Origin of the sequence: Streptococcus mitis, from assembly GCF_901542415.1 — a bacterium.
In the GTDB taxonomy this organism is placed as follows: domain Bacteria; phylum Bacillota; class Bacilli; order Lactobacillales; family Streptococcaceae; genus Streptococcus; species Streptococcus mitis_BL.
Genome location: NZ_CABEHV010000004.1, coordinates 707,311 through 722,389, shown reverse-complemented (window position 1 = coordinate 722,389; position 15,079 = coordinate 707,311). Strand labels below are relative to the sequence as shown.

Here is a 15,079-nt window from a genome sequence, read left to right as displayed (position 1 = left end):
GAATCGGAGTGAGACTATGAAATACAAACGGATTGTCTTTAAGGTGGGAACTTCTTCTCTGACGAATGAGGATGGAAGTTTATCACGTAGTAAGGTAAAGGCTATTACCCAGCAGTTGGCTATGCTGCACGAGGCTGGTCATGAATTGATTTTGGTGTCGTCAGGTGCCATTGCTGCAGGTTTTGGGGCCTTAGGATTTAAAAAGCGTCCGACTAAGATTGCTGATAAACAGGCTTCAGCAGCGGTAGGACAAGGGCTTTTGTTGGAAGAATACACGACCAACCTTCTCTTGCGCCAAATCGTTTCTGCACAAATCTTGCTGACCCAAGATGATTTTGTGGATAAGCGCCGTTATAAAAATGCCCATCAGGCTTTGTCAGTTCTACTTAGCCGTGGCGCGATTCCTATCATCAATGAGAATGACAGTGTCGTTATTGATGAGCTCAAGGTCGGGGACAATGATACTCTAAGTGCTCAGGTAGCAGCCATGGTCCAAGCAGATCTTTTGGTCCTCTTGACAGACGTAGACGGTCTTTATACTGGAAATCCTAATTCAGATCCAAGAGCCAAACGCTTGGAGAAAATTGAGACTATCAATCGTGAGATTATTGATATGGCCGGTGGAGCAGGTTCGTCTAATGGTACAGGTGGCATGTTAACCAAAATCAAAGCCGCAACTATCGCGACGGAATCAGGAGTTCCTGTTTATATCTGCTCATCCTTGAAGTCAGATGCCATGATTGAGGCAGCTGAGGAGACCAAGGATGGTTCCTACTTTGTTGCTCAAGAGAAGGGACTTCGTACCCAGAAACAATGGCTGGCCTTTTATGCTCAGAGTCAAGGTTCTATTTGGGTTGATAAAGGGGCTGCAGAAGCCCTCTCCCAACATGGAAAGAGTCTTCTTTTATCTGGTATTGTTGACGCAGAAGGAGCATTTTCTTACGGTGATATCGTGACAGTATTTGACAAGGAAAGTGGAAAATCACTTGGAAAAGGACGCGTGCAATTTGGGGCATCTGCTTTGGAGGATATGTTGCGTTCTCAAAAAGCCAAGGGTGTCTTGATTCACCGTGATGACTGGATTTCCATTACTCCTGAAATCCAACTACTCTTTACAGAATTTTAGAGGTAAACTATGGTAAGTACACAAGAACAATTTGAACAGGTACAGGCTGTTAAAAAATCGATCAACACAGCTAGTGAAGAGGTGAAAAACCAAGCCTTGTTAGCCATGGCTAATCACTTATTAGTAGCTACTGAGGAGATTTTAGCGGCCAATGCCCTCGATATGGAAGAGGCCAAGGGTAAAATCTCAGATGTGATGCTGGATCGTCTTTATTTGGATGCAGGACGTATAGAAGCAATGGCAAGTGGGATTCGTGAAGTGGTTGCTTTACCAGATCCAATCGGTGAAGTTTTAGAAACCAATCATCTTGAAAATGGTTTGGTTATCACCAAAAAACGTGTGGCTATGGGTGTTATCGGTATTATATATGAAAGTCGTCCAAATGTGACGTCAGACGCAGCTGCTTTGGCTCTCAAGAGTGGAAATGCGGTTGTTCTTCGTAGTGGTAAGGACGCCTATCAAACAGCCCATGCCATTGTCACAGCCTTGAAGAAGGGCTTGGAAATGACTATTATTCACCCAGATGTGATTCAACTGGTGGAAGATACTAGCCGTGAAAGTAGTTATGCTATGATGAAGGCAAAGGGCTATCTAGACCTTCTCATACCTCGTGGAGGAGCTGGTTTGATCAATGCAGTGGTTGAAAATGCTATTGTACCAGTTATCGAGACAGGAACTGGGATTGTCCATGTTTATGTCGATAAGGACGCAGATGACGACAAGGCACTGTCTATCATCAACAATGCCAAAACCAGTCGTCCTTCTGTATGCAATGCCATGGAGGTTCTCCTTGTTCATGAAGACAAGGCAGCAATCTTCCTTCCTCGCTTGGAGCAAGTGCTAGTTGAGAATCGAAAAGAAGCTGGGTTGGAACCAATTCAATTCCGCTTGGATAGCAAAGCAAGCCAGTTTGTTTCAGGTCAAGCAGCTGAGGATCAAGACTTTGACACTGAATTTTTAGACTATGTCCTAGCTGTTAAGGTTGTGAGCAGTTTAGAAGAAGCGGTTGCCCATATTGAAGCCCACAGTACTCATCATTCGGACGCCATTGTGACAGAAAATGCTGAAGCTGCAGCTTACTTTACAGATCAGGTGGACTCTGCAGCTGTCTATGTCAATGCCTCAACTCGTTTTACCGATGGTGGTCAATTTGGTCTTGGATGTGAAATGGGGATTTCTACTCAGAAATTGCACGCGCGTGGTCCCATGGGCTTGAAGGAGTTGACTAGCTACAAGTATGTGGTTACTGGTGACGGACAGATAAGGGAGTAAGAGATGAAGATTGGATTTATCGGCTTAGGGAATATGGGGGCTAGTCTGGCTAAGGCTGTTTTGCAGGTCAAGACAGGTGATCAGATTCTCCTTGCCAATCGGAGTCAAGCCAAGGTGGATGCTTTCATCGCCAACTTTGGTGGTCAGGCTTCCAGCAATGAAGAAATTTTTGCAGAAGCAGATGTGATTTTTCTAGGAGTGAAGCCTGCTCAGTTTTCTGAACTGCTTTCTCAATACCAGACCATCCTTGAAAAACGAGCAAGTCTTCTTTTGATCTCCATGGCAGCTGGATTGACCTTGGAAAAACTCGCTAGTCTTCTTCCAAGTCAGCACAGAATTATTCGTATGATGCCCAATACCCCTGCTTCTATTGGTCAAGGAGTGATTAGTTATGCATTGTCTCCTAATTGCAGGGTTGAGGACAGTGAGCTCTTTTGTCAGCTTTTAACTAAGGCTGGTCTCTTGGTTGAACTGGGAGAAGGATTAATCGACGCGGCGACAGGTCTTGCAGGTTGTGGACCAGCCTTTGTCTATCTCTTTATTGAGGCCTTGGCAGATGCAGGTGTGCAGACAGGATTACCACGAGAAATAGCATTGAAAATGGCAGCTCAAACTGTGGTAGGAGCTGGGCAATTGGTCCTTGAAAGTCAGCAACATCCTGGAGTATTGAAAGACCAAGTCTGTAGCCCAGGCGGTTCGACTATCGCTGGTGTAGCAAGCCTAGAAGCACATGCTTTTCGAGGAACAGTCATGGATGCAGTTCATCAAGCCTACAAACGAACACAAGAATTAGGTAAATAAGAGGTGGATTTGTCTGCCTCTTTTATGGTGGTTGATACTCTTCGAAAATCAAATTCAAACTGCGTCAGCTTCACCTTGCCGTACTCAAGTACAGCCTTCGGCTAGCTTCCTAGTTTGCTCTTTGATTTTCATTGAGTATGAAATGAGAAGACAAAAAGATTGTCACAAACCCTTATTTTTTTGATAGAATAGAAGTAGTAAAAAAGAAATGAGTTAGACATGTCAAAAGGATTTTTAGTCTCTCTTGAGGGACCAGAGGGAGCAGGCAAGACCAGTGTTTTAGAGGCTCTGCTACCAATTTTAGAGGAAAAAGGAGTAGAAGTGCTGACGACCCGTGAACCTGGCGGAGTCTTGATAGGAGAGAAGATTCGGGAAGTGATTCTGGATCCAAGTCATACTCAGATGGATGCTAAAACAGAGCTTTTGCTCTATATCGCCAGTCGCAGACAGCACTTGGTGGAAAAAGTTCTCCCTGCCCTTGAAGCTGGTAAGTTGGTCATTATGGACCGCTTCATCGATAGTTCTGTTGCCTATCAGGGATTTGGTCGTGGTTTGGACATTGAAGCCATTGGCTGGCTCAATCACTTTGCGACAGATGGACTCAAACCTGATTTGACACTCTATTTTGACATCGATGTGGAAGAAGGACTGGCTCGCATTGCTGCTAATAGCAATCGTGAGGTCAATCGTTTGGACTTGGAAGGGTTGAACTTGCATAAAAAAGTTCGACAAGGCTACCTTTCTCTTCTGGATAAAGAGGGAAATCGTATTGTCAAGATTGATGCTAGTTTTCCTTTGGAGCAAGTTGTGGAAACAACTAAGGCTGTCTTGTTTGACAGAATGGGATTAGCTAAATGAAACAAGATCAACTAAAGGCCTGGCAGCCAGATCAGTTTGACCGCTTTGTCCGTATTCTAGAACAAAACCAGCTCAATCACGCCTACCTCTTTTCAGGTTTCTTTGGAAGTTTGGAAATGGCGCAATTTTTGGCTAAGAGCCTCTTTTGTACAGATAAAGTAGGCGTCTTACCATGTGAGAAATGCCGAAATTGTAAGCTGATTGAACAGGGAGAATTTCCCGATGTTACTTTGATTAAGCCAGTCAATCAGGTCATCAAGACAGAACGCATTCGGGAATTGGTGGGACAGTTTTCTCAAGCAGGGATTGAAAGCCAGCAGCAGGTTTTTATTATCGAGCAAGCTGAGAAAATGCATCCTAACGCGGCTAATTCTCTGCTCAAGGTCATCGAAGAACCCCAGAGTGAGGTTTACATTTTCTTCTTGACCAGCGATGAGGAAAAGATCTTACCAACAATCCGCAGTCGGACGCAAATTTTTCACTTTAAAAAACAAGCAGAAAAACTCATCTTGCTCTTAGAACAAATGGGGCTGGTTAAGAAAAAAGCAACTCTCTTAACCCAGTTTAGTCAATCACGAGCTGAAGCAGAAAAGTTGGCTAATCAGGCAGGCTTTTGGACCTTGGTCGATGAAAGTGAACGCCTGCTGACTTGGTTAGTGGCTAAGAAAAAAGAAAGTTATCTGCAGGTTGCTAAATTAGCCAACTTGGCAGATGATAAGGAAAAACAAGATCAGGTTTTACGGATTCTTGAAGTCCTCTGTGGGCAGGACCTCCTGCAAGCAAGAGTTAGAGTGATTCTACAAGATTTGCTAGAAGCTAGAAGAATGTGGCAGGCTAATGTCAGCTTTCAAAATGCCATGGAATATCTGGTCTTGAAAGAAATATAAATTCAAAAATGAACGATAAAGAAAGGAAAGGGCTGTTTTATGGACAAAAAAGAATTATTTGACGCGCTGGATGATTTTTCCCAACAGTTATTGGTAACCTTGGCAGATGTAGAAGCCATCAAGAAAAATCTCAAGAGCCTGGTAGAGGAAAATACAGCTCTTCGCTTGGAAAATAGTAAGTTGCGTGAACGCTTGGGCGAGGTGGAAGCAGACGCTCCTGTCAAGGCCAAACATGTTCGCGAAAGTGTCCGTCGAATTTATAAAGATGGTTTTCACGTATGTAATGATTTTTATGGACAACGTCGAGAGCAGGACGAGGAATGTATGTTCTGTGACGAGTTGTTGTACAGGGAGTAGGCATGCAGATTCAAAAAAGTTTTAAGGGGCAGTCTCCCTATGGCAAGCTGTATCTAGTGGCAACGCCGATTGGAAATCTAGATGATATGACTTTTCGAGCTATCCAGACCTTGAAAGAAGTGGACTGGATTGCTGCTGAGGACACGCGCAATACAGGACTTTTGCTCAAGCATTTTGACATTTCTACCAAGCAGATTAGTTTTCATGAACACAATGCCAAGGAAAAGATTCCTGATTTGATTGATTCTCTGAAAGCAGGGCAAAGTATTGCTCAGGTATCCGACGCGGGTATGCCTAGTATCTCAGACCCTGGTCATGATTTGGTTAAGGCAGCTATTGAGGAAGAAATTGCAGTTGTCACCGTTCCAGGTGCCTCTGCAGGAATTTCTGCCTTGATTGCCAGTGGTTTAGCGCCACAGCCACATATCTTTTACGGCTTTTTACCCAGAAAATCAGGCCAGCAAAAGCAATTTTTTGACTCGAAAAAAGACTATCCTGAAACTCAGATTTTCTATGAATCGCCCCATCGTGTGGCAGATACTTTGGAAAATATGTTAGAAGTCTACGGTGACCGCTCGGTCGTCTTGGTTAGGGAATTGACTAAAATCTATGAAGAATACCAACGAGGAAAGATCTCTGAATTGCTGGAAAGCATAGCTGAAACGCCACTTAAGGGAGAATGCCTTCTCATCGTTGAAGGTGCCAGTCAGGATGTAGAAAAAAAAGACGAGGAAGACTTATTCTTAGAAATTCAAGCCCGTATCCAGCAAGGCATGAAGAAAAATCAAGCTATCAAGGAAGTCGCTAAGATTTACCAGTGGAATAAAAGCCAGCTTTACGCAGCCTACCATGACTGGGAAGAAAATGACTAAACAGGGAAGTTTGCCTTCTTCCCTTTTTTTGTTATACTAGTAGAAGAAAAAAATAGAAAGATTTGTGGGAGTGAAAAAGTCTGGGGGACTTTTTCAGCCTGAGCCAGGAAATTCGAAAGCGAAGTAAGTCCTGTGGACTTTTTCAGCCTGAGCCAAGAAACTCGAAAGCGAAGTAAGTCCTGTGGACTTTTTCAGCCTGAGCCAAGAAATTCGAAAGCTCTTAAGTTTGATTGGCTTTTTCAATGTGAAGCTTGTCTTCACACTCCCAAAGAGGTATTAGTGTCGTGTCTCAATCTTATATCAATGTTATCGGTGCTGGTTTGGCAGGTTCTGAAGCAGCCTACCAAATCGCAGAGCGTGGTATTCCAGTTAAACTTTATGAAATGCGTGGTGTCAAGTCAACACCCCAGCACAAAACAGACAATTTTGCAGAGTTAGTTTGTTCCAATTCCTTGCGTGGAGATGCTTTGACAAATGCTGTTGGGCTTCTCAAGGAAGAAATGCGTCGCTTAGGTTCTGTTATCTTGGAATCAGCAGAAGCTACACGTGTTCCTGCTGGTGGTGCCCTTGCGGTGGACCGTGATGGTTTCTCCCAAATGGTGACTGAAAAAGTGGCCAACCATCCCTTGATTGAAGTGATTCGTGATGAAATTACAGAATTGCCAACTGACGTTATTACGGTTGTCGCTACTGGTCCTTTGACTGGCGATACCCTAGCTGAGAAGATTCATGCCCTTAATGACGGCGATGGTTTCTATTTCTACGACGCGGCAGCGCCTATTATCGATGTCAACACTATTGATATGAGCAAGGTCTATCTCAAGTCTCGTTATGACAAGGGAGAGGCGGCCTACCTCAATGCGCCTATGACTAAGCAAGAATTTATGGATTTTCATGAAGCCTTGGTCAATGCGGAAGAAGCGCCGCTGAATTCTTTTGAAAAAGAAAAGTACTTTGAAGGATGTATGCCTATCGAAGTCATGGCCAAACGTGGCATTAAAACTATGCTTTATGGACCTATGAAGCCAGTGGGGCTTGAGTATCCAGACGACTACACAGGACCTCGTGATGGCGAATTCAAAACACCGTACGCGGTTGTTCAACTTCGTCAGGACAATGCGGCTGGTAGCCTCTATAATATCGTCGGTTTCCAGACCCACCTCAAATGGGGAGAACAAAAGCGTGTCTTCCAAATGATTCCAGGTCTTGAAAATGCGGAGTTTGTTCGTTATGGTGTTATGCATCGCAATTCTTATATGGATTCACCAAATCTTCTTGAGCAGACTTACCGTTCTAAGAAACAACCAAATCTCTTCTTTGCTGGTCAAATGACGGGTGTGGAAGGCTATGTAGAGTCAGCAGCTTCAGGTTTGGTTGCGGGGATTAATGCTGCTCGTCTTTTCAAGGGAGAAAGCGAGGCTATTTTCCCAGAAACAACAGCAATTGGAAGTCTAGCTCATTACATCACCCATGCAGACAGCAAACATTTCCAACCAATGAATGTCAATTTTGGGATAATCAAGGATCTGGAAGGCGAACGTATCCGTGATAAGAAGGCTCGTTATGAAAAAATTGCAGAGCGTGCCCTTAGCGACTTAGAGGAATTTTTAACGGTCTAATTTTTTTGAAAGAATTGCTCATGATACTATAAAAATCTTAGAAATTGTGATAAAATAGGTAGGATAAAAAAAGGAGAGTAAAAATGGCGAATCCCAAGTATAAACGTATTTTAATCAAGTTATCAGGTGAAGCCCTTGCCGGTGAACGTGGCGTAGGGATTGATATCCAAACAGTTCAAACAATCGCAAAAGAGATTCAAGAAGTTCATAGCTTAGGTATCGAAATTGCCCTTGTTATCGGTGGAGGAAATCTCTGGCGTGGAGAACCTGCTGCAGAAGCAGGAATGGACCGCGTTCAGGCAGATTACACAGGAATGCTTGGGACTGTTATGAATGCTCTTGTGATGGCAGATTCATTGCAACAAGTTGGTGTCGATACGCGTGTACAAACAGCTATTGCCATGCAACAAGTGGCAGAGCCTTACGTACGTGGACGTGCCCTTCGTCACCTTGAAAAAGGCCGTATCGTTATCTTTGGTGCCGGAATTGGTTCACCTTACTTCTCAACAGATACAACAGCGGCCCTTCGTGCAGCTGAAATCGAAGCAGATGCCATCCTTATGGCTAAAAATGGTGTCGACGGTGTTTACAATGCCGATCCTAAGAAAGACAAGACAGCCGTTAAGTTTGAAGAATTGACTCACCGTGATGTTATCAACAAAGGACTTCGTATAATGGATTCAACAGCTTCAACCCTCTCAATGGACAACGACATTGACTTGGTTGTATTCAACATGAACCAACCAGGTAACATTAAACGTGTCGTATTTGGGGAAAATATCGGAACAACAGTTTCAAATAATATCGAAGAAAAGGAATGAGAAAGATTATGGCTAACGCAATTATTGAAAAAGCTAAAGAGAGAATGACCCAGTCTCACCAATCACTTGCTCGTGAATTTGGTGGTATCCGTGCTGGCCGTGCCAATGCAAGCTTGCTTGATCGTGTACATGTAGAATACTATGGAGTAGAAACTCCTCTTAACCAAATCGCTTCAATTACGATTCCAGAAGCGCGTGTCTTGTTGGTAACACCATTTGACAAGTCTTCATTGAAAGACATCGAACGTGCCTTGAACGCTTCTGATCTTGGTATTACACCAGCTAATGATGGTTCTGTGATTCGCTTGGTTATCCCAGCTCTTACAGAAGAAACTCGTCGTGACCTTGCTAAAGAAGTGAAGAAGGTCGGCGAAAATGCTAAGGTGGCTGTCCGCAATATCCGTCGTGACGCTATGGATGAAGCCAAGAAACAAGAAAAAGCAAAAGAAATCACTGAAGACGAATTGAAGACTCTTGAAAAAGATATTCAAAAAGTAACAGACGATGCTGTCAAACACATCGATGACATGACTGCCAACAAAGAAAAAGAACTCTTGGAAGTCTAAAAATAAACAGAAAAACTCAGTTGGCATTGCTGGCTGAGTTTTATTCGAAAGAAGGAAATATGAATACAAATCTTGCAAGTTTTATCGTTGGACTGATCATCGATGAAAACGACCGTTTTTACTTTGTGCAAAAGGATGGCCAAACCTATGCTCTTGCTAAGGAAGAAGGTCAACATACAGTAGGGGATACGGTCAAAGGTTTTGCCTATACGGACATGAAGCAAAAACTCCGCCTGACAACCATAGAAGTGACTGCCACTCAGGACCAATTTGGTTGGGGAACTGTAACGGAAGTTCGTAAAGACTTGGGTGTCTTTGTGGATACAGGCCTTCCTGACAAGGAAATCGTTGTGTCACTCGATATCCTCCCTGAGCTCAAGGAACTCTGGCCTAAGAAGGGCGACCAACTCTACATCCGTCTTGAAGTGGACAAGAAAGACCGTATCTGGGGACTCTTGGCTTATCAAGAAGACTTTCAACGTCTGGCTCGTCCTGCCTACAACAACATGCAGAACCAAAACTGGCCAGCCATTGTTTACCGCCTCAAGCTATCAGGAACTTTTGTTTACCTGCCAGAAAATAACATGCTTGGCTTTATCCATCCTAGCGAGCGCTATGCAGAGCCACGTTTAGGACAAGTTTTAGATGCGCGCGTTATTGGTTTCCGTGAAGTGGACCGCACGTTGAACCTCTCCCTCAAACCACGTTCCTTTGAAATGTTGGAAAATGATGCTCAGATGATTTTGACTTACTTGGAAAGCAATGGCGGTTTCATGACCTTAAATGATAAGTCATCTCCAGACGATATCAAGGCAACCTTTGGCATTTCTAAAGGTCAGTTCAAGAAAGCACTCGGTGGCTTGATGAAGACTGGTAAAATCAAGCAAGACCAGTTTGGTACAGAGTTGATTTAGGGTGACTTATGAGAAAATCATTTTACACTTGGCTCATGACCGAGCGCAATCCTAAAAGTAACAGTCCCAAAGCTATCTTGGCAGACCTAGCTTTTGAAGAGTCATCTTTCCCAAAACACACAGATGATTTTGATGAGGTCAGTCGCTTTTTGGAGGAGCATGCCAGCTTCTCTTTCAACCTAGGAGACTTTGACGCTATCTGGCAAGAATACTTAGAACACTAGCATTGATTCACTGGGTTTGGGCTAGTAATTTCTCCATCCCTTTGCTATAATAAAAAGAAATAAAAGGATTAGAGAGGTTCTTTATTTGAAGGAACATTCAATTGACATTCAACTGAGTCATCCAGATGACCTGTTTCATCTTTTTGGTTCCAATGAACGCCATCTTCGTTTGATGGAAGAAGAGCTTGATGTGGTGATTCATGCTCGTACAGAGATTGTGCAGATTTTGGGAGAAGAGACTGCCTGTGAGGAAGCCCGTCAGGTTATCCAAGCCCTCATGGTCTTGGTGAATCGTGGGATGACTGTCGGAACTCCAGATGTGGTGACTGCGATTAGCATGGTCAAAAACGATGAAATTGACAAGTTTGTCGCCCTTTATGAAGAAGAAATTATAAAGGACAATACAGGGAAGCCTATCCGTGTCAAAACACTGGGTCAAAAACTGTATGTGGATAGTGTTAAACAGCATGATGTGACCTTTGGAATTGGGCCGGCAGGGACAGGGAAGACCTTTCTTGCAGTTACTTTGGCTGTGACTGCCCTTAAACGTGGGCAAGTCAAACGAATTATCCTGACACGCCCGGCAGTGGAAGCTGGCGAGAGTCTAGGTTTTCTTCCGGGTGATCTTAAAGAGAAGGTAGATCCTTACCTTCGACCTGTTTATGATGCCTTGTATCAGATTCTGGGAAAAGACCAAACAACTCGACTCATGGAGCGTGAAATTATCGAGATTGCGCCCCTTGCCTATATGCGTGGACGAACCTTGGATGATGCCTTTGTCATTCTCGATGAGGCGCAAAATACGACTATCATGCAGATGAAGATGTTTTTGACTCGTTTAGGTTTTAATTCTAAGATGATTGTCAATGGAGATATCAGTCAGATTGACCTTCCGCGCAACGTCAAGTCCGGTTTGATTGATGCTCAAGAAAAACTCAAGAACATCCATCAGATTGACTTTGTTCATTTTTCGGCCAAGGATGTGGTTCGCCATCCTGTTGTCGCTCAGATTATCCGAGCTTATGAACCAGCTCCAGTTAAAAAAGAAGAGCGTGAAGAATTAGATCCTCAACCTCTATCTGAGGGATAGTTCTTTTGTACTTAAAGTTATTTCAATACTAAGTATAAATTTGCTTTTTAAATGTTTCATTCAATATCCTTATCTTAGTTAGAAACTTTTCAAGTGGTGGAATCCTATGGAATCAATCTTTTTAAAACTAGCTCAGTATCCAATAGTGGAGACTGAGCGTTTATTGCTTAGACCTGTAACTTTAGATGATGCGGAAGCAATGTTTGCCTATGCCTCGGACAAGGATAATACACGTTACACTTTTCCAACCAATCAAAATTTAGAAGAAACCAAGAATAACATTGCTCAGTTCTACTTGGCCAATCCCTTGGGACGGTGGGGAATAGAACTAAAAAGCAATGGTCAGTTTATCGGAACCATTGACTTGCACAAGATTGATCCTGTTCTTAAGAAGGCAGCTATTGGCTACATTATCAATAAAAAGTATTGGAATCAAGGATTAACGACAGAAGCCAATCGTGCTGTGATTGAGTTAGCTTTTGAGAAGATAGGGATGAATAAGGTGACTGCCCTTCATGATAAGGACAATCCTGCATCTGGAAAGGTCATGGAGAAATCAGGTATGCGTTTTTCCCACGAAGAAGCTTATGCTTGTATGGACCAGCATGAAGAAGGCCGAATCGTGACAAGAGTTCACTATGTATTGACCAAGGAAGACTATTTTGCAAATAAATAAGCAGTTGAGAAGACATTTTCAACTGTTTTTTCTTTCTCTTACGAATAATCTAAGAGAGGAGAAAATATGGAAGCAATTATCGAGAAAATCAAAGAGTATAAAATCATCGTTATCTGTACGGGTCTGGGTTTGCTTGTAGGAGGATTTTTCCTGCTAAAGCCAGCTCCACAGACACTTGTCAAGGAAACGAATTTGCAAGCAGAAGTTGTAGCTGTTTCCAAGGATTCGGTATCCGAAAAGGAAGTGAAGAAGGAAGAGAAGGAAGAACCCCTTGAACAAGATCTAATCACAGTAGATGTGAAGGGCGCTGTCAAATCGCCAGGTATTTATGATTTGCCAGTAGGTAGTCGAGTCAATGATGCAGTTCAGAAAGCAGGTGGATTGACAGAACAAGCAGACAGCAAGTCGCTCAATCTAGCTCAGAAAATCAGTGATGAGGCTCTGGTTTATGTTCCAACTAAGGGGGAAGAAGTAGCTAGTCAACAGACTGCTTCTGGGACGGCCTCTTCAACGAGCAAGGAAAAGAAAATCAATCTCAACAAGGCCAGTCTGGAAGAGATTAAACAGGTCAAGGGACTGGGAGGAAAACGAGCTCAGGATATTATCGACCATCGTGAAACAAATGGTAAGTTCAAGTCAGTAGAAGAACTCAAGAAGGTCTCTGGCATTGGTGCCAAGACCATAGAAAAGCTAAAAGATTATGTTACAGTGGATTAAGAATTTCCCCATTCCACTAATTTACCTGAGTTTTCTGTTACTTTGGCTTTATTACGCTATTTTCTCAGCATCCTATCTTGCTTTATTGGGCTTCGTTTTTCTGCTAGTTTGTCTCTTTTTCCAATTTCCTTGGAAATTAGCAGGTAAAGTTCTAGTAATTTGTGGAATCTTTGGCTTCTGGTTTCTGTTTCAAAATTGGCAACAGAGTCAAGAGAGTCAAAATTTGGCGGATTCTGTTGAAAGGGTACGGATTTTACCAGATACCATCAAAGTTAATGGTGATAGTCTATCCTTTCGTGGCAAGTCTGATGGACGAATTTTTCAAGTCTATTATAAACTCCAGTCCGAAGAGGAGAAAGAAGCCTTTCAAGATTTAACAGCCCTTCATGAGATAGAACTAGAAGGAAAACTTTCGGAGCCAGAGGGGCAGAGGAATTTTGGTGGATTTAACTATCAAGCCTATCTGAAAACTCAGGGAATTTACCAAACTCTCAATATCAAAAAAATACACTCACTCCAAAAGGTTGGCAGTTGGGATATAGGTGAAAATCTGTTCAGTTTACGTCGAAAGTTTGTGGTTTGGATTAAGACACATTTTACAAGCCCTATGCGCAATTACATGACGGGGCTTCTATTAGGACATCTGGACACAGACTTTGAGGAGATGAATGAGCTTTATTCCAGTCTAGGAATTATCCATCTTTTTGCCCTGTCCGGCATGCAGGTAGGCTTTTTCATGGACGGATTTAAGAAACTTCTCTTGCGATTGGGTTTGACCCAAGAAAAGTTGAAATGGCTGACTTATCCCTTTTCCCTTATCTATGCAGGGCTGACAGGATTTTCAGCATCGGTTATTCGCAGTCTCTTGCAGAAGCTACTGGCTCAACATGGTGTTAAGGGCTTGGATAATTTTGCCTTGACGGTTCTTGTCCTCTTTATTATCATGCCAAACTTTTTCTTGACTGCAGGAGGAGTTTTGTCCTGCGCCTATGCTTTTATCTTGACCATGACCAGCAAAGAAGGGGAGGGGCTTAAGGCTGTTGCTAGAGAAAGTCTAGTCATTTCCTTGGGAATATTGCCCATTCTATCCTTCTATTTTGCGGAATTTCAGCCTTGGTCCATCCTTTTGACCTTTGTCTTTTCCTTTCTTTTTGACTTGATCTTCTTACCACTCTTGTCTATCTTATTTGCCCTTTCCTTCCTCTATCCAGTCACTCAGCTGAATTTTATTTTTGAATGGTTGGAGGGAATGATTCGCTTTGTATCGCAGGTGGCAAGTAGGCCTCTTGTCTTTGGACAACCCAATGCATGGCTTTTAATCTTATTGTTAATTTCCTTGGCTTTGGTCTATGATTTGAGGAAAAATATTAAAAGGCTAATAGTGTTAAGCTTATTGATTACAGGTCTCTTTTTCCTTACCAAGCATCCACTGGAAAATGAAATTACCATGCTGGATGTGGGGCAAGGAGAAAGTATTTTCCTACGGGATGTAACTGGGAAAACCATTCTCATAGATGTAGGTGGCAAGGCAGAGTCTAGTAAGAAAATAGAAAAATGGCAAGAAAAGACGACGACCAGTAATGCCCAGCGAACCTTGATACCCTATCTCAAAAATCGAGGAGTAGCCAAGATTGACCAGCTGATTTTAACCAATACGAACAAGGAACATGTTGGAGATTTGTTGGAGGTGACCAAGGCTTTCCATGTAGGCGAAATTTTAGTGTCCAAAGGCAGTTTGAAACAGAAGGAATTTGTTGCAGAACTACAGGCAACTCAAACCAAGGTGCGCAGTGTGACAACAGGAGAGAACTTGCCAATTTTTGGAAGTCAGTTAGAAGTCCTATCTCCAAGGAAAATTGGAGATGGAGATCATGAAGATTCCCTGGTTTTGTATGGAAAACTCTTGGATAAAAACTTTCTTTTCACAGGAAATTTGGAGGAGAAAGGAGAGAAGGACATGCTGATGCAATATCCTGACCTAGAGGTGGATGTTTTGAAAGCTGGTCAACATGGCTTTAAAAAATCATCAAGTTCAGCCTTTCTAGAAAAACTCAAACCAGAGCTTACTCTTATCTCAGTTGGAAAGAACAATCGAACCAAACTACCCCATCAGGAAACCCTGACCCGACTGGAAGATATCAATAGCAAAGTTTACCGAACTGACCAGCAGGGAGCTATACGGTTTAAAGGTTGGAAGAGTTGGAAGATTGAAACAGTTGGTTAACGAGCAGAAACTTTTCAAAAAAATAACTTTTTATCTTGACAAGGGCTCTAAAACT

Annotated in this window: 16 protein-coding genes; all 16 read left to right on the top strand. The window is 42.8% G+C overall.

Annotation, left to right across the window (positions count from 1 at the left end; genetic code table 11):
- Positions 1 to 16 precede the first annotated feature (16 nt).
- The 16 genes from proB to FQT24_RS03680 all read left to right on the top strand — a co-directional run bounded on the left by proB (position 17) and on the right by FQT24_RS03680 (position 15,024).
- Entirely contained in the window at positions 17 to 1,126 is a 1,110-nt protein-coding gene (proB, locus tag FQT24_RS03755; protein WP_221928343.1) for a glutamate 5-kinase, read from the top strand.
- Between the two features lie 9 nt (positions 1,127 to 1,135).
- The gene (locus FQT24_RS03750; RefSeq protein WP_143952205.1) at positions 1,136 to 2,398 is read left to right on the top strand and encodes a glutamate-5-semialdehyde dehydrogenase; all 1,263 of its coding nucleotides are present in this window, start codon (positions 1,136 to 1,138) and stop codon (positions 2,396 to 2,398) included.
- A gap of 3 nt (positions 2,399 to 2,401) precedes the next feature.
- Positions 2,402 to 3,199 (top strand): pyrroline-5-carboxylate reductase, encoded by a 798-nt coding sequence (gene proC, locus FQT24_RS03745; RefSeq protein WP_143952204.1) that lies wholly within the window; start codon positions 2,402 to 2,404, stop codon positions 3,197 to 3,199.
- A gap of 219 nt (positions 3,200 to 3,418) precedes the next feature.
- Positions 3,419 to 4,057: a dTMP kinase gene (gene tmk / locus FQT24_RS03740; protein ID WP_143952203.1), complete on the top strand. Its 639-nt coding sequence runs from the start codon at positions 3,419 to 3,421 to the stop codon at positions 4,055 to 4,057.
- Entirely contained in the window at positions 4,054 to 4,944 is an 891-nt protein-coding gene (locus FQT24_RS03735; protein WP_143952202.1) for a DNA polymerase III subunit delta', read from the top strand. Before tmk ends, FQT24_RS03735 begins: the two co-directional genes overlap by 4 nt.
- A 39-nt stretch (positions 4,945 to 4,983) precedes the next feature.
- Positions 4,984 to 5,301, top strand: coding sequence for a DNA replication initiation control protein YabA (gene yabA / locus FQT24_RS03730; RefSeq protein ID WP_000358227.1), 318 nt, complete (start codon positions 4,984 to 4,986; stop codon positions 5,299 to 5,301).
- 2 nt (positions 5,302 to 5,303) lie between these two features.
- A complete protein-coding gene (gene rsmI, locus FQT24_RS03725; RefSeq protein WP_143952201.1) occupies positions 5,304 to 6,173 on the top strand; it encodes a 16S rRNA (cytidine(1402)-2'-O)-methyltransferase in 870 nt (289 codons plus the stop codon).
- A gap of 284 nt (positions 6,174 to 6,457) precedes the next feature.
- A complete protein-coding gene (trmFO, locus tag FQT24_RS03720) occupies positions 6,458 to 7,792 on the top strand; it encodes a methylenetetrahydrofolate--tRNA-(uracil(54)-C(5))-methyltransferase (FADH(2)-oxidizing) TrmFO (protein WP_143952200.1) in 1,335 nt (444 codons plus the stop codon).
- An 83-nt stretch (positions 7,793 to 7,875) separates the two neighbouring features.
- Positions 7,876 to 8,613: a UMP kinase gene (gene pyrH / locus FQT24_RS03715; protein WP_000002996.1), complete on the top strand. Its 738-nt coding sequence runs from the start codon at positions 7,876 to 7,878 to the stop codon at positions 8,611 to 8,613.
- Between the two features lie 8 nt (positions 8,614 to 8,621).
- Positions 8,622 to 9,179, top strand: coding sequence for a ribosome recycling factor (frr, locus tag FQT24_RS03710; protein WP_001262225.1), 558 nt, complete (start codon positions 8,622 to 8,624; stop codon positions 9,177 to 9,179).
- A gap of 59 nt (positions 9,180 to 9,238) precedes the next feature.
- Positions 9,239 to 10,093 carry an RNA-binding virulence regulatory protein CvfB gene (gene cvfB / locus FQT24_RS03705; RefSeq protein ID WP_143952199.1) on the top strand — a complete coding sequence of 285 codons (855 nt, stop codon included), beginning with the start codon at positions 9,239 to 9,241 and terminating at the stop codon, positions 10,091 to 10,093.
- 8 nt (positions 10,094 to 10,101) lie between these two features.
- Positions 10,102 to 10,317: a YozE family protein gene (locus FQT24_RS03700; RefSeq protein WP_001232089.1), complete on the top strand. Its 216-nt coding sequence runs from the start codon at positions 10,102 to 10,104 to the stop codon at positions 10,315 to 10,317.
- An 85-nt stretch (positions 10,318 to 10,402) separates the two neighbouring features.
- Positions 10,403 to 11,407 (top strand): PhoH family protein, encoded by a 1,005-nt coding sequence (locus FQT24_RS03695; protein ID WP_143952198.1) that lies wholly within the window; start codon positions 10,403 to 10,405, stop codon positions 11,405 to 11,407.
- Positions 11,408 to 11,513: 106 nt separating this feature from the next.
- A complete protein-coding gene (locus FQT24_RS03690; protein WP_143952197.1) occupies positions 11,514 to 12,083 on the top strand; it encodes a GNAT family N-acetyltransferase in 570 nt (189 codons plus the stop codon).
- A gap of 66 nt (positions 12,084 to 12,149) precedes the next feature.
- On the top strand, positions 12,150 to 12,800 hold the full coding sequence (locus tag FQT24_RS03685; RefSeq protein ID WP_143952196.1) for a helix-hairpin-helix domain-containing protein: 651 nt from the start codon (positions 12,150 to 12,152) through the stop codon (positions 12,798 to 12,800).
- Complete coding sequence (locus tag FQT24_RS03680; protein WP_143952195.1) at positions 12,784 to 15,024, top strand: DNA internalization-related competence protein ComEC/Rec2; 2,241 nt, start codon at positions 12,784 to 12,786, stop codon at positions 15,022 to 15,024. The genes FQT24_RS03685 and FQT24_RS03680 overlap by 17 nt, the downstream gene beginning before the upstream one ends.
- Positions 15,025 to 15,079: the final 55 nt, after the last annotated feature.